The organism is Nitrosomonas limosa (assembly GCF_054188085.1).
Window position 1 is genome coordinate 482054 of the sequence record NZ_CM135180.1, and the last position, 21039, is coordinate 503092.

At 47.7% G+C, this 21039-nt stretch carries 20 protein-coding genes; 4 read left to right on the forward strand and 16 right to left on the reverse strand.

Annotated elements, in window-relative coordinates:
* Window positions 1-59 precede the first annotated feature (59 nt).
* The 4 genes from ACV7NC_RS02130 to ACV7NC_RS02145 all read right to left on the reverse strand — a co-directional run bounded on the left by ACV7NC_RS02130 (window position 60) and on the right by ACV7NC_RS02145 (window position 4740).
* Entirely contained in the window at window positions 60-428 is a 369-nt protein-coding gene (locus ACV7NC_RS02130; RefSeq protein WP_458153799.1) for a hypothetical protein, read from the reverse strand.
* Complete coding sequence (locus ACV7NC_RS02135) at window positions 425-1813, reverse strand: hypothetical protein (RefSeq protein ID WP_458153800.1); 1389 nt, start codon at window positions 1811-1813, stop codon at window positions 425-427. Before ACV7NC_RS02135 ends, ACV7NC_RS02130 begins: the two co-directional genes overlap by 4 nt.
* A 37-nt stretch (window positions 1814-1850) precedes the next feature.
* The gene (locus ACV7NC_RS02140) at window positions 1851-4106 is read right to left on the reverse strand and encodes a bifunctional diguanylate cyclase/phosphodiesterase (RefSeq protein ID WP_458153801.1); all 2256 of its coding nucleotides are present in this window, start codon (window positions 4104-4106) and stop codon (window positions 1851-1853) included.
* Between the two features lie 262 nt (window positions 4107-4368).
* On the reverse strand, window positions 4369-4740 hold the full coding sequence (locus ACV7NC_RS02145; protein ID WP_458153802.1) for a DUF4156 domain-containing protein: 372 nt from the start codon (window positions 4738-4740) through the stop codon (window positions 4369-4371).
* A 193-nt stretch (window positions 4741-4933) separates the two neighbouring features.
* Between ACV7NC_RS02145 and ACV7NC_RS02150 the strand changes: the two genes are divergently transcribed.
* Entirely contained in the window at window positions 4934-5506 is a 573-nt protein-coding gene (locus tag ACV7NC_RS02150) for a LemA family protein (RefSeq protein WP_458153803.1), read from the forward strand.
* Window positions 5506-6450: a GIDE domain-containing protein gene (locus ACV7NC_RS02155; protein WP_458153804.1), complete on the forward strand. Its 945-nt coding sequence runs from the start codon at window positions 5506-5508 to the stop codon at window positions 6448-6450. The genes ACV7NC_RS02150 and ACV7NC_RS02155 overlap by 1 nt, the downstream gene beginning before the upstream one ends.
* Window positions 6451-6497: 47 nt before the next feature.
* Here ACV7NC_RS02155 and ACV7NC_RS02160 read toward each other — a convergent pair whose 3' ends face one another.
* The 9 genes from ACV7NC_RS02160 to ACV7NC_RS02200 form a co-directional block, all read right to left on the reverse strand.
* Complete coding sequence (locus ACV7NC_RS02160) at window positions 6498-7991, reverse strand: CYTH and CHAD domain-containing protein (RefSeq protein WP_458153805.1); 1494 nt, start codon at window positions 7989-7991, stop codon at window positions 6498-6500.
* Window positions 7992-8029: 38 nt separating this feature from the next.
* Complete coding sequence (locus ACV7NC_RS02165) at window positions 8030-8842, reverse strand: polyphosphate kinase 2 family protein (protein ID WP_458153806.1); 813 nt, start codon at window positions 8840-8842, stop codon at window positions 8030-8032.
* Window positions 8843-9145: 303 nt separating this feature from the next.
* Window positions 9146-9772, reverse strand: coding sequence for an FxDxF family PEP-CTERM protein (locus ACV7NC_RS02170; RefSeq protein ID WP_458153807.1), 627 nt, complete (start codon window positions 9770-9772; stop codon window positions 9146-9148).
* A gap of 351 nt (window positions 9773-10123) precedes the next feature.
* A complete protein-coding gene (gene hslO / locus ACV7NC_RS02175; protein WP_458153808.1) occupies window positions 10124-10978 on the reverse strand; it encodes an Hsp33 family molecular chaperone HslO in 855 nt (284 codons plus the stop codon).
* 33 nt (window positions 10979-11011) lie between these two features.
* Window positions 11012-12133, reverse strand: a complete 1122-nt coding sequence (locus tag ACV7NC_RS02180; RefSeq protein ID WP_458153809.1) for a Kae1-like domain-containing protein — start codon at window positions 12131-12133, stop codon at window positions 11012-11014.
* Window positions 12120-13034 (reverse strand): hydrogenase nickel incorporation protein HypB, encoded by a 915-nt coding sequence (gene hypB, locus ACV7NC_RS02185; protein WP_458153810.1) that lies wholly within the window; start codon window positions 13032-13034, stop codon window positions 12120-12122. The genes ACV7NC_RS02180 and hypB overlap by 14 nt, the downstream gene beginning before the upstream one ends.
* 10 nt (window positions 13035-13044) lie before the next feature.
* Window positions 13045-13386: a hydrogenase maturation nickel metallochaperone HypA gene (gene hypA / locus ACV7NC_RS02190; protein ID WP_458153811.1), complete on the reverse strand. Its 342-nt coding sequence runs from the start codon at window positions 13384-13386 to the stop codon at window positions 13045-13047.
* Window positions 13387-13392: 6 nt separating this feature from the next.
* Complete coding sequence (locus ACV7NC_RS02195) at window positions 13393-13995, reverse strand: HupE/UreJ family protein (protein WP_458153812.1); 603 nt, start codon at window positions 13993-13995, stop codon at window positions 13393-13395.
* Entirely contained in the window at window positions 13983-14432 is a 450-nt protein-coding gene (locus tag ACV7NC_RS02200; protein WP_458153813.1) for a hydrogenase maturation protease, read from the reverse strand. Before ACV7NC_RS02200 ends, ACV7NC_RS02195 begins: the two co-directional genes overlap by 13 nt.
* 461 nt (window positions 14433-14893) lie before the next feature.
* Here ACV7NC_RS02200 and ACV7NC_RS02205 point away from each other — a divergent pair, with 461 nt between their 5' ends.
* A complete protein-coding gene (locus ACV7NC_RS02205) occupies window positions 14894-15049 on the forward strand; it encodes a hypothetical protein (protein WP_458153814.1) in 156 nt (51 codons plus the stop codon).
* 55 nt (window positions 15050-15104) lie between these two features.
* Here the strand turns inward: ACV7NC_RS02205 and ACV7NC_RS02210 are convergent, their stop codons facing one another.
* Window positions 15105-16142 carry an IS630 family transposase gene (locus ACV7NC_RS02210; protein ID WP_458153815.1) on the reverse strand — a complete coding sequence of 346 codons (1038 nt, stop codon included), beginning with the start codon at window positions 16140-16142 and terminating at the stop codon, window positions 15105-15107.
* 150 nt (window positions 16143-16292) lie between these two features.
* Here ACV7NC_RS02210 and ACV7NC_RS02215 point away from each other — a divergent pair, with 150 nt between their 5' ends.
* A complete protein-coding gene (locus tag ACV7NC_RS02215; protein WP_458153816.1) occupies window positions 16293-19499 on the forward strand; it encodes a PEP-CTERM sorting domain-containing protein in 3207 nt (1068 codons plus the stop codon).
* Between the two features lie 156 nt (window positions 19500-19655).
* On the opposite strand, the gene ACV7NC_RS02220 is transcribed toward ACV7NC_RS02215, so the two are convergent.
* Both ACV7NC_RS02220 and ACV7NC_RS02225 read right to left on the reverse strand, forming a co-directional pair.
* Complete coding sequence (locus ACV7NC_RS02220; protein ID WP_458153817.1) at window positions 19656-20156, reverse strand: TPM domain-containing protein; 501 nt, start codon at window positions 20154-20156, stop codon at window positions 19656-19658.
* Window positions 20157-20993, reverse strand: coding sequence for a TPM domain-containing protein (locus tag ACV7NC_RS02225; protein WP_458153818.1), 837 nt, complete (start codon window positions 20991-20993; stop codon window positions 20157-20159).
* Between the last annotated feature and the right edge of the window lie 46 nt (window positions 20994-21039).

Here is a 21039-nt window from a genome sequence, read left to right on the forward strand (position 1 = left end):
TTTAGTAGAGGGGAAAATCACTGGTAATTGCGTAGCAAAATGAAATGATGGCAAACAGGTCAGACCGGCGTAAGTAATTCAGTCTTTTCAACAGGCTCCCTGCCCGACGCATGACAAGGCAAAGCCGCCAGGCCGATTTGAATCTTACGCGCGAAATCCATCATGGCTCGGATAGTAAAGCTATCTAACAAGAAGCCGGATATACGGAAGCAGTTGCACCTTAAAATCATCACAAATTTTGCTTGCAAAACGGGAGGAGTCCATATACGTTGAAAAACTATCTGCGTTGCCGCTACGGTGTTAAAAACAAGCTCAAAATGCTCATTTATACCGTATAAACTGCGCTTTTTCGCCTGTTTTTGCTTTGTATCGGCTGCTTCGAAAACATTTTTCAACGGCCTGTTAGACGGTTCCTGGTGAATCGTCACTTCGAAATAGTAATCGGTAAACCAAGTGACTTCGCATCGGTTACCGTCAAGCGGAACAGAATATACAGTAACTGGAATGCATTGCGATTCCAGTGTGCATTTTCACCGGTGCTATCGACGGCATAGTATTTTCCGTGAGAATAGCTATAGAGCTCGGTGCCATTGCTTAATTGATCGTCGACGATGAGACCTAACGTATGGCTTGGATTTACATTTCGGGTGAGGGGCGGTGTGCGCGGATCCTTTTCGACGGGATATTCCGCTTGTTCACCGAGCGCGTGTCCGAGAAAATTCAAGATGGTGTGAAAGCTCCTTAACCGGAAAGTGCCCCGGATAGGCCACTCGCCGCCTGGATAACCAGGCCTGATGTCAAAGGCAACGTCGTTTTCTATCCAAGGGTTGATCAAGTCATACAATGCCGCCCGTTCCTCGCAACAGAGAATATCCGGATCATAGTTGGTAATCAGAATAGGGCCGGGCAGTTGCTTGCTCAAAGTGTAGTTATTCTTTTCCTCGTCATGGCTTACGATGAAGTCCTTTTCGATGGCTTGAAACAGTCCTTCCGGTGAGATCGCGCTTGCCGGAATTGTCCAGTTTCGTTCGAAAGTCAGCGGTTCCGCATACAGTTGCCTTTGGTTCTGAATGGCCGCAAGGTGCAGTACGATACGCCGGAACATTTCGTAACCCAGTTTATCCGCTGGATTATTGTCATAAACGGATTGATGCAAATGGATCCGCTGGCGGTTACGAAGCCGATGTTCTTGCTCTTTTGTCAATAAAATATCGGGAAGAAACTTGTGATTATTTTTTTGTGCATCAGAATCTATTTCTTGTGAAAGTTCTTTTGATGTTATAGGGTTATGATGCTGTTGGTGCTTATGCTTGTGCTTTTCCTGCGATCTATCGGCGATAGGCTGCCTTACTTCATGCCGGTGTAAGTGTACTTCTTGTGCCATCATCCGCAACAGTAAGTCAATATCGAAATGCTGGCGGAGTAACAGTGTTAACTTGTGCTGACTAAAGGGTGTAAGAATACGTTTGGTAAACTCGTCGCCTGCGATCGGGTCGATGCTGAATGTCGGATTTTCCGCAACACCTGCGCCGAATACCGGTGCCAGTAAACCACCGCTTTCCCCCGTTAATGCGGGAGTTGCGCCTGCATTGGCGCTGAAGTTGAAAGTCGCAGCGATGCTAGAAACGCGGGTAAAATGCAAGGGTTCATGGTGTTGCGCGCGAGCAATATTAGTCAATAGCTGCCGCGATTCGGCGTGGATTGCAGCCTTGTCATAAACTTCAATTGCCCGGTTCAAGGCAATAGGTGAAACACAACCGGTGAGCGTAGCTATAATGAAAAAAATGAAATAACAGCGCGTACAAAGAGTCATTCGGTATCGCCGTTTATTCCGGAAGCCATTGTGAAGCTTATTCACCGCCCTTGCTTTGCAAGAGGGTTTCAAATTTATCGGCTGTCAACGGCTTACTGAAATAATAACCTTGACCGTAGTCGCACCCCATATCCGTTAGTAGTTGTTTCTGCAATTCCGTCTCCACACCTTCAGCAACGACTTTCATGCCAAGCCGATGCGCCATTGTGATAACCGCTTCGCATAAAATGCGGTCATATGATTCACTGTCCAAATTCGCGATGAACGATTGGTCGATTTTAAGATAATCGATATCAAATTTCTTCAAATAAGACAGGGACGAATAGCCGGTCCCGAAATCGTCGATCGCCACTTGCACGCCGGCATCCCGATAGTTCAACAGTTGTTTTACTACCAATTCATGTACATCGAGCAATAAATTTTCGGTAATTTCAACAATGATACTTTTACCGCTGATTTTGCGCTCATACAGATGATTGACCCAATCACTCAGTTTGCTGATAAATTGCTTGGGCGACTTATTGATGCTGATTTGAAAATCCTTGTTGAAATTTGCTTGCCAGTGTGCGACCTGATTCGCCGCTTGCTTAAAAACCCAATCGCCAATGTCGGTGATCAAGTTGATTTCTTCAGCGATGGTAATAAATTCAGTAGGATATACGATGCCTCGTTCGGGGTGCTGCCAGCGGATAAGTGCCTCAGCTTTGTATACCCGGCCCGTCGCGAGCTCGACGATCGGCTGATAGGTCAAGAAGAATTGTTCAGATCGCAACGCATGGCGGAGTTCGTAAGCGGTCCGCGAACGGATTTCAGTCGCAGTGCGCATATTGGATGTAAAGCAACTCCAGCAATTGCGTCCGCTATTCTTGGCTGCGTACATCGCCTGATCGGCGTTTTTCATCAATGATTCGGCATCACTGGCATCATCCGGAAAAAATGTAACACCGATACTTGCAGATACGTAGGCTTGCTTGGAATTTAGATGAAAGGGTTTGGCCAATTCGACAAGGATCATCTGAATAATCATCTCTGCACAACGTTGGTCGCTGATTCCATTCAAGATAATGGTGAATTCATCGCCGCCGAGACGTGCAACGGTATCGGTTTCGCGTACGCAACGATTAAGCCGTTTTGCGGCTTCGGCCAATAAGGCATCGCCAACGCTGTGGCCGAATGAATCGTTGACTTCTTTGAAGCGGTCTAGATCAATGAAGAGAACAGCCAACTTGATACCGGTACGGGAGGCGTTTTTAATTTCATGATCCAGCCGGTCGTGGAACATGTTGCGATTGGGTAATCCGGTTAAAGAATCATAATTGGCTTGCCGCCAAATGATTTCATACGATTTCTTTTTGTCGGTGATATCGGAAAAGTTGATCAGATAGTAGTTGATAACATTGTCCTTACCAAGCACCGGCGTAATGCTGAACCAGGCCGGGTATTCGAGTCCTCGCTTATTTCTTCCCCAGACTTCGCCTTGCCAGTGATTAAACTGCTTTACACTCGACCAGATTGTCTGGAAAAACTTTGTGCCGTGACGTATCGAAGTCACAATCGATACCGGCTTGCCAATCACTTCCTCGGGCGAATATCCGGTAATTTTGCTCAATGCCCGGTTAATGGAGATGATCAACTTGTCGGCATCGGCGATCATAATCGCTTCGGGGCTATTCTCAAAAACTTTACTGGAGAGATTTAATTGCTCATTGATTTTCTGTTGTTCAAGCGCGATGCCGATAATGAATGATCCAATTTCCAACAGCTTGCGGTGAAACGGGCTGGGCAACCGGCGTTCGAAACTGGAAAGCGCAAAAGAACCGATACATTCGCCGCCTTTACTTCGTATCGGCATTGACCAGCACGAGAGAATGTTAAAATCAATGGCTAACTGTCGGATGCTTTGCCAGCGCGGATCGTCGATCGTGCTTTCAATATATACCGGTTCTTGACGGAATACTGCATTGCCGCAGGATCCGGCTTCCGGCCCCGGACGTAAGCCATTCAGTTGTATGATGCATGCTTCTGGAACGCTCGGAGCTGCAAAAACATTCATGCATTGCTTTTCTTTATCCAACAGCATGACAGTTGCAACTGCATTATCCAGCAGCTGTTCCAGCAATAAACAAACGGTTTCGCAGACTTCTTTGCAATCATCCCCTAATACGACCAGCTGGAGAATTTCCTGTTGAAATTGAAGAATTCTTGCTTGTTCGGCTTTAGTCAGATCGAAATAATCAGTCGCAGTGAAATTTTTCTGAAACAGCTCACTGGCAATAGGGATATTGGTATTCATCACTTGTTAGTTAATTATTCTTATGATGTGAATTTCTTAAATAAAGCTGTTAACTTACTGAAATTATCATAATAAATCAATCTGATCTTGTTACCGGCCGTTATTGTCTGTTTTGTATGCCATACTAGCCAGCACAATTTGTGTGTGACTCAATAAAGCTGCAGCTCTGGATTTTTTGTAGCAATAAGTAAAGTTTTGTTTTTGTGCATTAACGGGCAAAGCGAATTACCTGCGCAGATGATTTATTTGCATCTTCCTGATGTTATTTGCATCGATAGGCATTGCCGATATGGATAATTTCTTTTTCCCCGCCGGGAATTTCATATTTTCCGGAGTTATTGGATTGAATGATATGTACGGTATCTCCACCCAGTTTCTGGGTCGCTTCGACCAAGTGATTCCTTGCTTTCATCAAGCGCTCAGTATACGGAACATTCTCAGCTTGAACTTCTCCCTCTTTTGAGGAGCCAACGACTTTACCAAGCAATTCGCAACCGCTTGGGCCTTCAGCACCGACCATGATGATAACGGACTTGCTTTGTTCCGCTAGAGCGAAGCCATTTGCGAAACAAACAAAAGAAAAAATCAATAGAATCTTATAGATCAGTTTTGAATGTGATATTAACACGCCCATGAATGGTTCTCCTGAAAAATTGTATGATGAATTCCAAGGTAGCATAGATAAACACGATATCAGCCGTCAATATACGGGCGACTTCTGACTCTTTAAATTTGAGAAATAAAGCCACTAGCCATATCTTTTTAACCCTGCAGTCAGCAGGTGGTTAAGATATATTTGCTGGGGGTATTTAACAGGAGACAAGACATTGGATATTCTCATTTATAGCACTCTCGCAGGATTGGTGATTGTTTGTGTTTACGGTGTCATGTTGTATAACAGCTTGGTTGATATCAAGCATTCGGTTTCCCAGGCCTGGTCAAATATCGATGTTCTGTTAAAACAGCGTCATGATGAACTGCCTAAACTTGTTGAAACATGCAAGCAGTATATGGGATTTGAGCAGGAAACTTTGAAGCAAATCATATCAGCCCGTTCGCAGGTCGCGGCTGCACGCGAAACCGGTAATATCAGCGCACTTGGCTCAGCAGAAAATATGCTGCGTACTGGATTGGGTAATTTATTTGCCGTTGTGGAAGATTATCCTGAATTAAAAGCCAGTGAGAAGTTTCAGCATCTTCAAGCGCGCATCAGCGGGTTGGAAAATAGTATTGCAGACCGGCGCGAGTACTATAACGAAGCGGTTAAAATCAACAATGTCCGGATTGAACAGTTTCCGGATGTCATCATTGCCAGCTGGTTTAAATTTCAACCGAGGGATTTACTGGTATTTGATGATCACGAAAAGCATGACGTCAATATTGGGAAATTGTTCGGTTAATGCTGGATCTTGTTACGATTATGGCGGCGTTCGAGCTGTCCCCGGAGGAATATCATTTCACCCTGAGTATGTTATTAATGCTTGCAGTATGCAGTTTTTATTTTTTCGCACACAACTGGAAGCGGTTCCGGCTCATCGAAGACACACCGACGGCAAAAATCCGTTCGGCGCATCAAGGTTACATCGAACTCGCCGGTAAAGGCCTATCGATAAGCGATCAACCGATCTATGCACCGCTGTCCAATCACCCCTGCCTTTGGTATCAAAGTCAAATTGAACAACAGGAAACCTATACCGATAACGGCCGCACCCACACACGCTGGAATGTCGTATACAAAATGGTCAGTGACCAACGGTTTAAACTGACCGATGGGGTGTCGACATGCTGGGTCGATCCGCGCGATGCGGAAGTGAATGGACACGAGAAGTTGGTATGGTATGGCAATACCGAGTGGCCGAGCCGGACATTGATATTGGAGAGCCAGTCGATCATAAATGCCATGGCAAACCAATATCGCTACAGCGAATGGCTGATTTTGCCGGGTCAGCCGCTGTATGTGCTTGGGCAATACAAAACCTGGTCTGCGGCGTCGCAACGAAGCGTTCGCGATGTGATGATTCATTTGATCAATGACTGGAAACAGAATCAGCAACAACTGCATGAACGTTTCGATACCAATAAGGACGGTAACATTGACCAAGAGGAATGGGAAGTTGCGCGCGCGGAAGCCCGGTTAGAAGCGCAGAAACGCCACGATCAATTGGCGTTCGAACCGGATGAGAACATCATTGCCAAGCCGGATCGTTCCGATCGTCCGTTTATTATTTCAGTATTTTCGCAAGCGTTGTTGGCGCGGCGATATCGCCGCCAAGCAGCGATTGCCGGGGTTGCTTGGATCGTGATCGTTGGGTATGCGATATGGCTGGTGCATTCACATGGGTAACGCAGCTATTGCGCAACACATAATCGAAATGATGGCTGGATAGCGTATTAACGCCAAAATAATTTGGATGCGGTTAATTCATTCCAGATTGCATGAGATGACCGAACCGTCTGCTTGGTTTGGCATTTCAGTACGCCGGACATTTGTCCAATTGCAAAACCAATCGAAACGGTTCGCTTCGGTAGTTTTAACAACAACTGCTGCGCAATCACGCGATCATTCATAGCCCCCAGCTCATCTTGCAATGCAGTTAAAGCAGCGATGAGCGGATCAGTGTTTTTGGGAGAATATAACGAGGCAAAAATGTCGATGGCATAGCGAAGCTTTTTAGCCGCTATCCGGGTTTTATGGCGATCGGCATCACTCAATTTTGTAAAATTCCGCCCACGCTCGAGTAATTTCTGCCAGCGTGAATCCAGAACTGCTTGCGCCCAAGATTTTGCCTCACGTTGCTGGTTATCGGCGGGATTCGCTAAAAGACTGCGACCCAGTTCCAGCATGAGTTGCGTAAATACCGGTTTCAATAATACTGCTTGCGCCTGTTGACGGGCGTGCGCCGCGGCATGATACAGTCGATCCAGGACGATCTCATCCAACCCGGAATCGCCCGAAGGTGTTTCAAGCGCCGCTAGAATCATTGGTAAAACTTCGTGCTGAAATACATCCCAATCACGCGCCGGATTCAGCGAGTGCATCAGTTGGCGCAGCGGTTGATTAAATTCCGTAAAGGCTTTGCCGAATGGTTTTGCCACAACGCTACCGGTCAGCAGCCGCCGGATGGCAACACGCAATTGGTGTAAATATTCGGAGTCATGCGGCTGTTCCAGAAACCCGGACACATTCGCTGTGAGATGGATCAATGCGGCTTGCATGGTGGCATGCCAGACAGCGCTGGCAGTTGCATTTTTCCCAAAGGCAGGGCGGCTGAATTTGACGGGTGCAGGAGTCAAAGCGCCGCATAAAATATAACCGCGTTCGGCTTTGCTGCGCGGTTCAATCAGCAACGGACTATGACGCAATAATCGCTGTGCTGTTTCAAACAGAAATTCCGGTGCCCCTGACTTGAGCTCGATTTCGACCTCGCTGATAGCCCGGCGGGATTCTCCGGCTCTTATTTCTCCGGCATCGAGCGCGACTTCCGCTTGCGCATGATTATTCCCGATCAGCCAACTGGTTCGTTGAAATTCCGTGATAAATACAGGGGTGATTTGACGAAGTTCGATACCATCGAGTTGCTCCAAAGCTTCTGCCGGCAACGCTGTGAAATCAGGACGGTGACCGTCGGTAACGGTCATTTCCCATTCCGGGCGGCTGGTTAACGCGCCAACCGAGCGTGTTTCGGCTTTTAACGTTTGTATCCAGTTTTCATCCACGCGGCGTAGACGCAAAGCGATACGATGGCGGAATAAAGCAAAATCTGGAGTGTCGAAATAAATGCTATGTAGCATGCGTTGTTGCTGTTGCGTGCTGCGAAGTAGCGGATGCCGCAGGATGCGATCATGATGATCGGGATCAATTGCCAGTTTCAGTTCGATTTCCATAACCGCTATCCCTATTCAGTTTGCCATTGGTGGTCGCATCAATCAATTTGCAATGTGTCGAAATTAATATCAGCAGCGGGGGAAGGCGTGGAAAGTTTCATACGCTCCAGCGCGTGAACGATGCGATCGGCGATGATCAGATTGCGAAACCATTTGCGGTTGGCCGGAACGATATGCCAAGGTGCATGGGAAGTACTGGTTGCACTCAGCATGGTTTCAAACGCGCTTAAGTATTGATTCCAGAATTTACGTTCTTCCAAATCGGCAGCGCTGAATTTCCAGCGCTTTTCCGGATTATTAATGCGCTCTTCCAGGCGCTTCTTCTGTTCATCTTTGGAAATATGTAAAAAGAATTTCAGTATTGTGGTGCCGTTTTCCACTAATAATTCTTCAAATTCGTTGATCTGATTAAAACGCTGCTTGACTACCTTATCCGAGATTAAACCGTGCACCCGGGTAATCAATACATCTTCATAGTGCGAACGGTTGAAAATACCAATTTGACCCTTAGCGGGTGCTTTCTGATGAACGCGCCATAAAAAATCGTGACCGAGTTCTTCCGCCGAAGGGGTTTTGAAAGTAACGACTTTGCAGCCTTGCGGATTGACTCCGGACATTACATGCTTAATCGTGCTGTCCTTGCCGCTGGTGTCCATGCCTTGCAGCACAATCAGCAATGCCCGGCTGTTATTGGCGTAAAGCCGTTCTTGCAACGCACCCAGTTTTTTTACCAGTTTCTTCGTGACTGTCTTGGCTTTATTCTTACTGTTTTTTTGATAATCGCCGGTATTGTCCGGGTCGATTGTTGTTAAGTTCAGCCGGATTCCTGGAGATACAAGATGATCGTGCATTGCTAGTTAACGCTCCGGTGATTACGATAGTCCGGGGATATTAAAGCACGAAAACGCGAATAGGATGCGCGATACCTATCAAAAATAAACCCCGTCGCAGCGGGCGGGGTTTATGGTTATTGCATTAACAGGTCGTTGAAAAACTATCTGCGTTGCCGCTACGGTGTTAAAAACAAGCTCAAAATGCTCATTTATACTGCATAAACTGCGCTTTTCGCCTGTTTTTCCTTGTATCGGCTGCCTCGAAAACGTTTTTCAACGGCCTGTTAAATTGGAACTAAGGAAGCGCTTTTCCCTAATTATTTAGGCAGCTTTATTTTTGCGGCGCATGGTAAAGCCGAGTAAACCAAGTCCCGCTAACAACATCGCGTAGGTTTCAGGCTCCGGAACAGGGGAGATTTCTAATGTAGGCGCGAAAAATTGACCGCCGTAATATCCGGATAAAATACTGGGCGGTAATGTCGCTTCCAAGCGCGCTGCAAAATACTGACCGCTGCCCAGCGATGAATTGACGAGCGCAGTGACGTCCAGACTCCAAGTTTCTCCACCCGAAAAGCTATTAACAGCAACGAAGGAGCCATTAAAACGGTCGTTTACGGAAATGATTCCGTCCGCGTCATTACCGCCATAGAGCGAAATAAATGCTGGACTGGAGCCGCCATATAATGAATTGAAATTCCAAGTGAGCACCGCGCTTCCTACAGAAGACGTTGAACCAAGGTCGAAAATCGCGTAAGGAATATCGATGAATCCGGGGTGGTTTAACGCGTAATTGCCGCCACCTAACGTATCTTCCGCGCCGATGCTGTAGAAAGGATTATAATCGATGATAACTCGGTTATCGATGAGCGGCACCGAAGCAGCCGTCGCGGTGACAGGCAGCAGCGCCGATAACGCAGCGATACCAATCAATTTGTGAATGGTTTTCATGCAAATCTCCTATTTCGTAATAGTTAAAGCAACGAGAAAAATTCGGAATTATCGGAGAAAATTTTTATTAACAATCAATTGAATGTGATGTCACTCAATTGCTCCTGATCCGATTATTATGTTGATACCACGGTTAGTTACTTAGTTGCGAACCTGTGCCGCTTGAAAAGCGTAACCAATTTTTTCTCCCTACCGCAAGTTGGTATTTTTTAAAGCTTTCCAGCGCGCGATCATACCATAATGTTTCATTTCTAACAGTATGATAAATAAACTTCTTTTTATAGTACATTTGTCCTGGTTTTTGGGTGCTTGGATTTTAGAAACAAACGATTGATCAACCACGCACGCCGATTAATGAATCGTAGGTCCGGCATCTTTAAAAACCGCATCGATTGCCAGTGCGTCCAGCCGGTATTCGCGATTGCAAATGTCGTCGTTAATCACAACTTCACCGAATTCCTGCAAAATAGAATCGACTTCCTTACGCCCCAATGAGCGCAGCATTGCGTAAATTTTAGCCGGATTGGCTTGGCAGCCATATTGCACGTTTCTGGCATCAAAGACCCGAACGGTTTCTTGATAAAATAGGCGCATCAAAATTTCCTCAACAGGCAAATCGGACAATTGAAATTCATGGATCGTTGCGGCCAAGGCTTCAGCGCGGGCCCAGCCGTCTGGATCAAGCAAATCGGCGTTAGGAAGTTTTTGCAGTAATAATCCGAAAATCGCGTTGTTGGTGGCGATCAGAAACATGCGAGTTTGTAATTGCTCGGATTGATTGAAATAGTGCTCGAAGATTTCGGCAATGGTGCCGCCGTTAAGGGGTACGATACTTTGATAGGTTTCACGCATGGATACCATATCCAGGGTAAGAATCAGTTGTCCGTGTCCCAGTAATTCCGGTACTGAACGTGTTTCAATGTGATGAGCGCATTTTGCCATGCCCCGCAGTTGTAAATTTTCCGTGCAATCCAGAACCAGCATCGAAACCGGACCATTACCGGTTAATTGAATGGTCAAACGGCCCGTTTGTTTGAGATTCTCACTCAACAGCAGGGTCACTGCGCTCATTTCTCCCAGTAAATGCGTAACAGGATCAGGATAGTTGCGGCCCGATAAAATATCTTGCCAAACCGAATCCAAATGAACGATAGCGCCGCGTATGTCGAGATTTTCCAGCAGAAAGCGCTGTACGTAGTTGCTCATTTCAAAACCTTTGCGTATGTGATTGAGCTGTTATTATAACCCTTTGCTTTGCAGAGCGACCCAAGCTTGCCCCAACGAGATCGCACGATCGTCAGGGGGTAATCGTTGCGGCAATAACACTTCAAGGCCGGTAACGGAGAGTTTCCGTTCAAGACCTTGCCGCAGCACAGCATTATGAAAACAGCCGCCGCCAAGCGCGACGCTGGAAATTTGATAATGTTCCGCCGCTTTCATTACCCACTCGCTCAAGCCATCGACCAAGGTGGCATGAAAAAGAGCGGCTGCAAAAGCTACATCGTCCTGGTTATCACGGCAATCGATCAATGCCGAAAGGGTCGGCGAGAAATCCAATTCGTTATCCGCAGTGAATCGATAGCCCTGAGTCAAGGGGGGAGTGGGCCCAAAGCACTCTGCAAGTTGTTGTAGCTGAACGGCTGCTTGTGCTTCATGGGTTTGAATCAAGTTGATGCCAAGCAAACCCACTGCGGCGTCGAATAACCTGCCCATACTCGAAGTTTGAGAACAATTGAAGTTTTTCAGCAACATGGATGTAACTGTTGCGGCTGCGGGTTGGCCGGCGTAACGCCGCATAATTTCATCGTGCCGGTTCAGCCGGGCAAGGGCGGCGGCTGCCATGCGCCATGGTTCGAGCGCTGCACGATCGCCACCCGGCAGCGCCAAGGTTGAGAGATGACCGAAGCGCTTGAATTGCGCGCCATCGACCCATAGTAATTCACCACCCCAAGGCAGATTATCGGTGCCAAGCCCCACGCCATCTAAAGCTAATCCGAGCACTGGCCGGGTCACCTGATGCTCGGCGCAAATTGCGGCAATATGCGCATGATGGTGCTGCACCGGCAAAATAGGGATCTGCCGTTGCTCGCTAAATGCCTGTGCAAACTGCGTGCTGTAAAAATCCGGGTGAAGATCGTGTGTTATCACATCCGGCAACTCAGGATTGATACGGAGCATGCGTTGCACGGTGTTATCGAATTGCGCCCGGGCTTCGGCTGTGCCTAGATCGCCGATTAGCGATGATACGAAAGCGGTACTGCGGTGCGTCAGGCAAACAGTATTTTTCAGCCAGGCGCCACATGCCAGCACGCTGAGATCGGCGTTCATGAGCGGAATAACGATGTCTTCAGACTGATTCAAGCGGCTTAGAATGGTTGTTAAGAGTTCCGGATACGATAGCCGTGCGGCGGCAATTGGTTTCTATCCATTCACACCATGCTTGCATGCCGCTTCCTTGTGTTGCCGAAATTTGAATCACCGGCAATCCGGGATGAACGCGATGTGCATAGTCAATGGCCAATCCGGTATCGAAACTCAGATAGGGCAATAGATCGCATTTATTCAGCAACATTAGATCGGCCGCATGGAACATATCGGGATATTTCAGCGGTTTATCTTCGCCTTCGGTAACCGATAAGATCACGATTTTGTGCGCTTCGCCAAGATCGAAGCTGGAAGGGCAGACCAGATTGCCGACGTTCTCAATGAACAGCAAGCTGTTATTTTGCAGCGATAACTGCTGGATCGCTTGCGTCACCATGTGCGCATCCAAATGACAGCCTTTACCGGTATTGATTTGAATTGCCGGAACACCCGTGGCGCGGATCCGCGCAGCATCGTGATCGGTTTGCTGGTCGCCTTCAATCACAGCGATTGGAAATTTATCTCGCAACTCTTCAATGGTTTTAACCAGCAGGCTGGTTTTTCCCGAACCGGGACTGGAAACCAGATTCAGCGCAAAAATCCCGCATTCCGCAAATTGCCGGCGGATGTCCGCAGCGTATTGATTATTTTTGTCCAATATATCGCGCTCGATTTTGACCATGCGCGCTTGACTCATTCCGGGAGCATGCATCCCCGCAATACCGGCACCAAAATCAATTTTTTGGGAATTATCGGCAGTTGCCGGTACCGGAGTATCGAGGTGATCATTATGCGCTATGGGACGAAACCGGAGCGGTTTGCCGGAATGCTGCCGCGCTTCAATCGTTTTGCCATTAATGCGTGTTTGACCAATACCGCATCCGCATGTTGTACACATAATTAACTCCTTACTCGACTTCCAGTTCTATAATGCGCATCCCCTCGCCCTGGGTGATTTCATGTGCGTGACTGCCGCAATGCGAACAGGCTTGGTGATACGATGCGATGGGAAAGCATTGCTGGCATTGTGTGCACAGTGCCTGTCCTGCAATTTCAATTATTTCCAGTTTAGCCTGCCGGGCCACGCTATCTTGCGAGACGACTTCAAAATAAAACCGCAACGGTTCCAGTTCGACGCAGGCCAGTTCCCCGATTTCCAGAAAAACCGTTTTGACCTGTGTAAATTGTTGTTCATGCGCGGCATCTTCAATGATCTGTAGCAAATTCTCGGCGAGAGAGAGTTCATGCATCGACTGTTACTGCAACCACAAAAAACCGCCATAGCAAGCGATCATGAGTCCGCTCAATCGCAGCCAGTTGGTATGCGCCAGTTTTTTAAACAATAAACCCAAGGCAATTCCGCACAGATGCAATCCTGACGTGGCCAGCATGAAACCCGCTGCATAGGACCAGAGAGGCATGCCGGGCGGCATCTCGCTGCCATGCGCATAACCATGGCTGAGTGCAAACAAACCGATCAGCATAATACTGATGCTGACCGGCAATTGCATCATGCTGGCAAGCAACAAACCCAGGATCAGCAAAGACAACACGATGCCATGCTCCGCGACGTTAACCGGCATCACGATCATACCCAGTAAACCGCCTAATCCCATTATCGCGACGAAACTCAATGGAATCAACCAAATCATCCGGTCGTGCCGTTGTGCGGCCCATAATCCGACAGCGACCATCGCAAGCACATGATCCAATCCGCTCAGGGGGTGGACGAATCCATGCGTGAAGCCGTTGTGAGGACCATCGCCGGTGTGGCCGAAAGCCAGCGAGGACAGTAGCCAACATATCCCCCCTAAAATCAGCATCAACTGGATTTTGATTGGCAGTATCAAAGCTCGCATTTGCTTCGTACCCATTCCCGGATTGACGCCAAAGCGGCTTGCAGGTTGCTATCGGCCTGGGCGCTTAATCGATCGCCCAACTCGAAAGAATACCCTCGGATGCGCAGTAAAAATGACTGAGGCGGCGGTTGCCGGTAGATTTGCTGAAAAGTGTAGAGCAAAGCTGCCGGTGTCAGCGCATGACTGGTGTAGCTTTCGTCTTTACTGGCAATCACTTCAGAAATTTCAAACGGGTTATCGCATGTCACATCGGCATCGATAAATACCACTTGGTCATACCCGATCAAATCGGCAGTATGTTCGATCATCAGTTGCATATCGACAAGACTTGAGAGATCAGCGAGTTTCAATTGATTGATCCGCTCAATCAATAATGGACCCAGCGCATCGTCTCCGCGACCAGGGTTGCCGTAGCCGATGAATAGAATTTTTTGCATAACATTATTCATTATCCGACAAGATAAATTTCTAGGGAAGCGCTCAATAATTTAAAAAGCAAAAACAGATGTAAAGCGGGTAGTCCGCGAGAAATGATGCAGCTCATCATAAATGAATTTGAACACTACCATTGCAACTGATTGCTTGAAAAGGCAATTATTTATGTGAATAAGCTTAGAAAATAAACACCTAATTTTTTGATCTATATCAATTAATGACAATTATATAGGGAGTATTTTTTTAATATGTAATTTATGAATTTATGGTAAACATCGACAAGTAGATTGCTATAATTTGATTATTAAAATCATATCATTATCGTTAAATTCTAAAAAATTTTCTCGCGATGTTACTTTCATAAATTCGAAGGATAAAAATGCAGGGCTAGCGTCCAGAAAATCCGGGGGATTGATTGGATTTGTTAACCCAATAAGGTTGTAACGAAATGGATTGGAGCACTATGAGTTCAGAAATTTTGTTTAAACGACCTAAGGAAACGCTGATTAATTCGGCGAACGAGATGAAGCACGAGGCGCACGGAACACAGCAACCGACACGTATCAATAAGATAGGCGAGGGAGCGAGTACCACGCAACGAAGTGATTCGCTCGTATAGTCAATTAATCAGCATTTCCCTAAGCTATTGATCCGGTCAGATTAAGTTTGAAGTTTCAAGCGGCATATTTGACCCTCGGATCTTGAAAGAAGCTTTTGACCCGTTCGAGTGATTGTTCAAGTTTAACCATGTGTTCGGTGGCAGCGAGTTTGAGTTTGGCCTTGGTGCGCACCGGCACTTTCGTCCCGATGGCATGCTTGAGGTCGGCATTGAGGCGTTCCTCCGGATTCAGTTCCGGGCTATAGCTGGGCAGGTAGAACAGCTCGATTTTGTCTTGTCGTTCAGCGACCCATGCCTTGACCTGTTTGCTGTGATGAACCCGCAGATTGTCGAGAATCAAGAATACCTTCTTCCCGGCATCCTTGATCAGCGCTTCGAGGAATTCGATCAGCCTGTCGGCGTTGAAGGCCTCGTCGATGATCATCCAGCGTGTTTTGCCCTGATTCGTCACTGCGGCAATCATCGATAGCTTCTGTCGCGCACCACCAGTCGCGTAGGTGACTGGCGTCTTGCCTGCCGGAGCATAGCAACGACCGCGCACATCGGTATTGACCAAGGCAGTTTCATCGCCCCAGTGAATCTCGCCGCCTTCCGCCTTGGCGCGCTTCTCAATTTCCGGGTATTGCTCGTTGAGCCAGGCTTGTACGGCTTCAGGCCGCTGCTCATAGGCCTTCTTGATCGGCTTCTGGGGAGTGAAACCCCAACGTGACAGATAGTTGCCTACGCCGCGCACCGACAGCTTGATGCTGTACTCCCGCTCTATCAGTTGCATGACCGCCGCCCGATTCCACAGCGCAAATTCCATCTTCAGTTGCTCCGGGCGCTTGTCACAAATGATCTTGCGGATGGCTTGTTCCTGTTCCTCTGTCAGTGCCCGCCCTTGACCAGCACGCTTGCCTCGCATCCCTGGCTTCAGGGCGGAAAATCCGCCTTCTTCATACCGATCTATCGCAAACCGAACTGTCGGATACGAAAGCCCACTGAGCTCAACAATTTGCATCACGCCGTAGCCCTTGCGATGCAACCGCACCACTTGCTTGCGCCGTTCATGCAGTTGCTCCAGCGTCGAATATCTTGCGTCGTCTTTTTCCATTTCAACAAGATGGGGGGCGATTCATAAATTTCAAGTATTATTGTGCCGAGTCAATAAGAAGAGAATCTCAATTTATGTTTTAGGTCATTCGCTCCACCTTTTGAAGTATTACAACAGTTGATTTGTTTCATTACTTTTATGGAGGTCCTCGTGAAAAAAAAGATATACGCATTAACACTCTTCATTTTAGTAGTTTCATTAATACAAGCCAGTCCTTCTGTTTTAGCGGCTACCAAAAATTGGGGAAGTAGTGATGGTTTTTGGAACAATCCCAACAATTGGTTTCCATTTGGTATTCCGGGTATTGGTGACGACGTGATCGTCAACCCTTATGGTGGGATGAATACGTATTTGAGGTTCGACAGCTCTACCGGTTCGGCTCGTTCGCTGGTGATCAATTCAGACACGGTAAACACCATCGACTTCTTGCAGACCGGTGGTAGCCTGACAATTACCACCGAGATAGTCGGCTCCACTGGATCCGGCAGTTATACGCTCAGCGGCGGTAGCCATACGGTTGGAAGGCTGATTCTAGGTCAATTGCCAGGAGCGAACGGCAGGTATACCCTGAGTGCAGGCAGCCTATCGGCAGATAGAGAAGCCGTTGGCATTACAGGAGGAACCGGTACTTTTGTCCAAAGTGGCGGTACAAATGCCGCGGTCAGACTCACTATTGGCGAGAATCGGGGGAAAGGCAGTTATGAGCTTAGCGCAGGCAGCCTATTGGCAGATAGTGAAGCCATTGGTACTGGAGGATTCGGTACCTTTGTCCAAAGCGGCGGCATGCATATAGTGAAAGGCGCTCTCATTCTTGGGGATCGGGATGATTTGGGGGTTACCGGTGTCGGTATCTATAATCTGAGCGCCGGAAGTTTATCAACAGGGCAATTGTTCCTTGGCCGATCTTTTGGCGCTGGTAATTTCATTCAGAGCGGCGGTACCAATACGGTGAGAGGTGATTTTGATAACAGCGGCTATTATTATATGAGTGGTGGAAGTTTGCTGGTAACGAATGAGACAATAGGAAGTTACTTTAGAAGTGGTTATTTTGAGCAAAATGGCGGCACGCATATGGTGAAAGGCAATCTTACGCTTGGCTTTTTTGGGGGAGGCGAAGGCATTTATATTTTAAGCGACGGCGACTTGTTTGCTACTGGTGAGACCCTTATTAGCGACTGGGGGAGGAGCATTTTTGATCAGAGCGGCGGTACGAATACGGTGAGCGATGTTCTCATCGTAGGCACTGGAACAGAAGGCCTTTTCGATGAAGGGTCCGCTACATATTATCTTAGTGGCGGCAGCCTATCGGCAGGTAGTGAAGTCATTGGCACTAAAGCCGGTGGGGTCGGTACCTTCATCCAATTCAATGGTGCAAATACCGTGAGTGGCAGGCTCACTATTGGCGAAAACTATGGGAGCGGTAGTTATTATCTCAGTGGCGGCAGCCTGTCGGCAGGTAGTGAAGTCATTGGCACTGGAGGAGGAGGGGGCGGTACCTTTGTCCAAAGCGGCGGCATGCATACAGTGACTGACGCTCTCAATGTTGGGGTTTTTGATGGTCACGGTAGATATAGTCTGAGCGCCGGAAGTTTATCAACAGAGCAATTGAACGTTGCCATCTTTCATGGCGATGGTGAGTTCAGTCAGAGCGGCGGTACCAATACGGTGAGAGGTGATCTTTCCGTTGGTGGTGTTGATGGCTTGGGCAGTTATGACCTGAGTGGCGGAAGTTTGTTGGCAACGAATGTGGCAATCGGCAATGTCAATGGCCATGGTTCATTTACCCAAAGCGGCGGCACGCATACGGTGAAAGGCGAACTTACGCTTGGCGTTTTGGGGTACCTAAATGGTGGCGGTTATTATAGTTTAAGCAACGGCGACTTGTTTGCTACTAGTGAGACCCTTATTAGCGATTGGGCGGGTAGCACTTTTGCTCAGAGCGGCGGTACGAATACGGTGAGCGATGTTCTCATCGTAGGCGCTAGAACACCATTCCCTGAGTTTGTAAAATACGCTACATATAATCTTAGTGGCGGCAGACTGTCGGCAGGTAGTGAAATCATTGGCACTGGAGGAGGAACCGGTATCTTTGTTCAAAGCAATGGTACAAATGCCGTGAGCGGCAGTCTCACTATTGGCACACATGGGAGTAGGGGCAGTTATGAGCTCAGCGGCGGCAGCCTGTCGGCAGATAGTGAAGTCATTGGCACTAAAGGAGGAACCGGTACTTTTGTCCAAAGCGGCGGCACGCATATAGTGAATGGCAATCTCGTCCTTGGCAATGACGCTGGTAGTGGCAGTTATGCGCTAAGTGGCGGCAGCCTGTCGGCAGATAGTGAAGTTATTGGCACTAAAGGAGGAGCCGGTACTTTTGTCCAAAGCGGCGGCACGCATATAGTGAATGGCAATCTCGTCCTTGGCAATGACACTGGTAGTGGCAGTTATGCGCTAAGTGGCGGCAATTTGTCGGCAGGTAATGTGATTATCAGCTCTAACAGTACATTCACTCAGAGCGGCGGTACATACACTTTATCTAACCAGATGATAAACAACGGTATCTACAGCCTTTCGGGTGGCATTCTTGTGATGAACGGCGGTTTGGACAACAGCGGCCAAATATCGTTGGCCGGCGGTACGGCGACGGTTAATGGTAACGTCACCAACGCCGCTAGCGGTAAGATCGAAGTGGCCTATGGCTCGGCACTTTTCACCGGTGATGTTATCAACAATGGCCAGTTCAAGACTACCCAGACCACAGTTACCTTTACCGGCTCTTACACGGAAAACGGCGCGTACATCAGCGATCCGTCGGTTAATAATTTCACTGATCTCATCATCGGTAGCAGCGGTTATCTGGTCGGTGGTGGAGGGGATGAGTGGCGCATCACGAGCAGCTTTATCAATCATAGTTTGCAGAACACATTATGGAAAACTGGGGATGCTGACTTGTTCTTCGATGGAAGCGGCATAAAAGATTTTTATCTGGCAAGCACTGATTATGGTTTAACACCGCTTGGTTTCAATAATAACTTTGCTTTCGGATCGTTGCATCTTGCGGCGGGTGCGGAACTCAATATTTTGGATGGCAATGCGACCCCAGGTGCTGCTTTGTATGTGGAATTGCTGGTCTTAGGAGGTGGATTGAGTCAGCTAAGCGATATTCATAGCGATTACAACATTTACTACGATCCGTATTTACCAGGCAACGCATATTTACAGGGCAATAGGTATGCGCTGGATGGCGGCGGTATTCTCGCACCGGCCATCCCAGAACCTAAAGTCTATGGCATGTTACTTGCCGGGTTGGGAGTATTGGGTTTTGCTATCCGGCGCAGAAAGCAGCTGTATCGTATTTAAGCTGATTTAGTAAGTCAGAAAAACTGTTATTTCGAACATTGAGCAGGAAGTTTCAAAGAGACTTCTTGCCGCGTTCGAATGCTGAATGATAATTTCATAACCCACGTTTTCTATATTCCAAGGTGCTCTGAGTAGTTTGACAGGCTTTACAGAACACTAAAGTAATACCGGTTTATTCGGTAGTTCATTGTTTTCTTTTTTGCAATCCGGCGGAAAGTGTTTTTGCAAATGCGCGCCAATGGCTTGAATACCTTCGATGACGCCACTTTTAAATTGCTGTTGCCGGAATGAGGATTCCATCAATTGACAGATGGATTCCCATGCTTGGCTGGATACTTTTGCATGGATACCGCGATCGGCGATGATTTCAACGTCGCGATCCGCAAGTAGCAGGTAGATCAGCACGCCGTTATTTTTTTCGGTATCCCAGACACGGAGCTGAGAAAAAACCTCGATTGCCCGCTCGCGGGCCGTTTGATTTTTTAGCAAAGCGGCGGTACTCAGCGATGCTTCTACGGCAAAACATATTTCACCGCCATGCTGCTTTTCTGATTGTTGAATGGATTGTTCGATTGCAGCAAGCGTAGCTTCCGGGAATAAGCGCTGTACTGCCAACTGTCCGGTCAGAAAATGTTCAAGAATACGCTGCAAGTTCATCTACCACCTTCCTGATGCACCGCCACCGCCAAAACCGCCGCCGCCTCCACGAAAGCCGCCGCCACCGCCAAATCCACCAGATCCCCAATCATGATTCTGCCAATAACCGCGGCGATTTCGATATATTCCTCCAGCCGGGGTTAGGAAAAGTGTTATTAAAAAACCAAATGCTGCGATCAGCAGGGCAGTCGCCAGTGAGGAAAAAGCGATCCAACTGATGAAACCCAGCCCGATTCCGGTTGCCGCAGCACCAGCTAGCCGCCCTAACATGACTTGTAAAACTCGTCCAAACACAAAAGGCAGAATCAGGAGAAAAGCGATCGTATCGAAAACGGATTCCTGATTTTTCGCAGTGTGATGATCTTTCGGCGGCGGTAATGGTTCGCCTTTGAGGATTCCCATTAGTGCGTCGATACCCGCATTGATGCCTTCGGCAAAGTGACCTTGTTTAAAATGCGGCGTGATGATTTCGGCAATAATGCGCTTAGCGATTGCATCCGGTAATGCGCCTTCGAGACCGTAACCGACTTCCAGGCGAAGTGTCCGGTCGTTCTTCGCAATCAATAACAATACACCGTCATCAATGCCTTTTCGTCCGAGTTTCCAGGTTTCCACAACACGCATGGAATATTGCTCGATGGATTCAGGCTGTGTCGTGGGCAGCATCAAAACTGCAATTTGACTGCCCTTATCTTTCTCGAAAGCTGTTAATTTTTGTTCCAATTGCTTCGCTTCTGCGGCGGTGAGCGTCGCAGTCAAATCGGTAACGCGTGATTTGAGGTCCGGGATTGTAATTTCTGCGGTGCTATGCGCTGAAAAAATGAGCAGAGCAGTCATTATCAGAACATAACGCCAATACCGGATTGCGCAAAAGAATGTCATT

Excerpts from the sequence above, each read along its gene's own strand:
- ACV7NC_RS02135 (WP_458153800.1), bottom strand. The coding sequence starts at position 1,813 with ATGACTCTTTGTACGCGCTGTTATTTCATTTTTTTCATTATAGCTACG.
- ACV7NC_RS02140 (WP_458153801.1), bottom strand. The coding sequence starts at position 4,106 with ATGAATACCAATATCCCTATTGCCAGTGAGCTGTTTCAGAAAAATTTC.
- ACV7NC_RS02145 (WP_458153802.1), bottom strand. The coding sequence starts at position 4,740 with ATGGGCGTGTTAATATCACATTCAAAACTGATCTATAAGATTCTATTG.
- ACV7NC_RS02155 (WP_458153804.1), top strand. The coding sequence starts at position 5,506 with ATGCTGGATCTTGTTACGATTATGGCGGCGTTCGAGCTGTCCCCGGAG.
- ACV7NC_RS02160 (WP_458153805.1), bottom strand. The coding sequence starts at position 7,991 with ATGGAAATCGAACTGAAACTGGCAATTGATCCCGATCATCATGATCGC.
- ACV7NC_RS02165 (WP_458153806.1), bottom strand. The coding sequence starts at position 8,842 with ATGCACGATCATCTTGTATCTCCAGGAATCCGGCTGAACTTAACAACA.
- ACV7NC_RS02170 (WP_458153807.1), bottom strand. The coding sequence starts at position 9,772 with ATGAAAACCATTCACAAATTGATTGGTATCGCTGCGTTATCGGCGCTG.
- hslO (WP_458153808.1), bottom strand. The coding sequence starts at position 10,978 with ATGAGCAACTACGTACAGCGCTTTCTGCTGGAAAATCTCGACATACGC.
- hypB (WP_458153810.1), bottom strand. The coding sequence starts at position 13,034 with ATGTGTACAACATGCGGATGCGGTATTGGTCAAACACGCATTAATGGC.
- hypA (WP_458153811.1), bottom strand. The coding sequence starts at position 13,386 with ATGCATGAACTCTCTCTCGCCGAGAATTTGCTACAGATCATTGAAGAT.
- ACV7NC_RS02195 (WP_458153812.1), bottom strand. The coding sequence starts at position 13,995 with ATGCGAGCTTTGATACTGCCAATCAAAATCCAGTTGATGCTGATTTTA.
- ACV7NC_RS02200 (WP_458153813.1), bottom strand. The coding sequence starts at position 14,432 with ATGCAAAAAATTCTATTCATCGGCTACGGCAACCCTGGTCGCGGAGAC.
- ACV7NC_RS02205 (WP_458153814.1), top strand. The coding sequence starts at position 14,894 with ATGAGTTCAGAAATTTTGTTTAAACGACCTAAGGAAACGCTGATTAAT.
- ACV7NC_RS02210 (WP_458153815.1), bottom strand. The coding sequence starts at position 16,142 with ATGGAAAAAGACGACGCAAGATATTCGACGCTGGAGCAACTGCATGAA.
- ACV7NC_RS02220 (WP_458153817.1), bottom strand. The coding sequence starts at position 20,156 with ATGAACTTGCAGCGTATTCTTGAACATTTTCTGACCGGACAGTTGGCA.
- ACV7NC_RS02225 (WP_458153818.1), bottom strand. The coding sequence starts at position 20,993 with ATGACTGCTCTGCTCATTTTTTCAGCGCATAGCACCGCAGAAATTACA.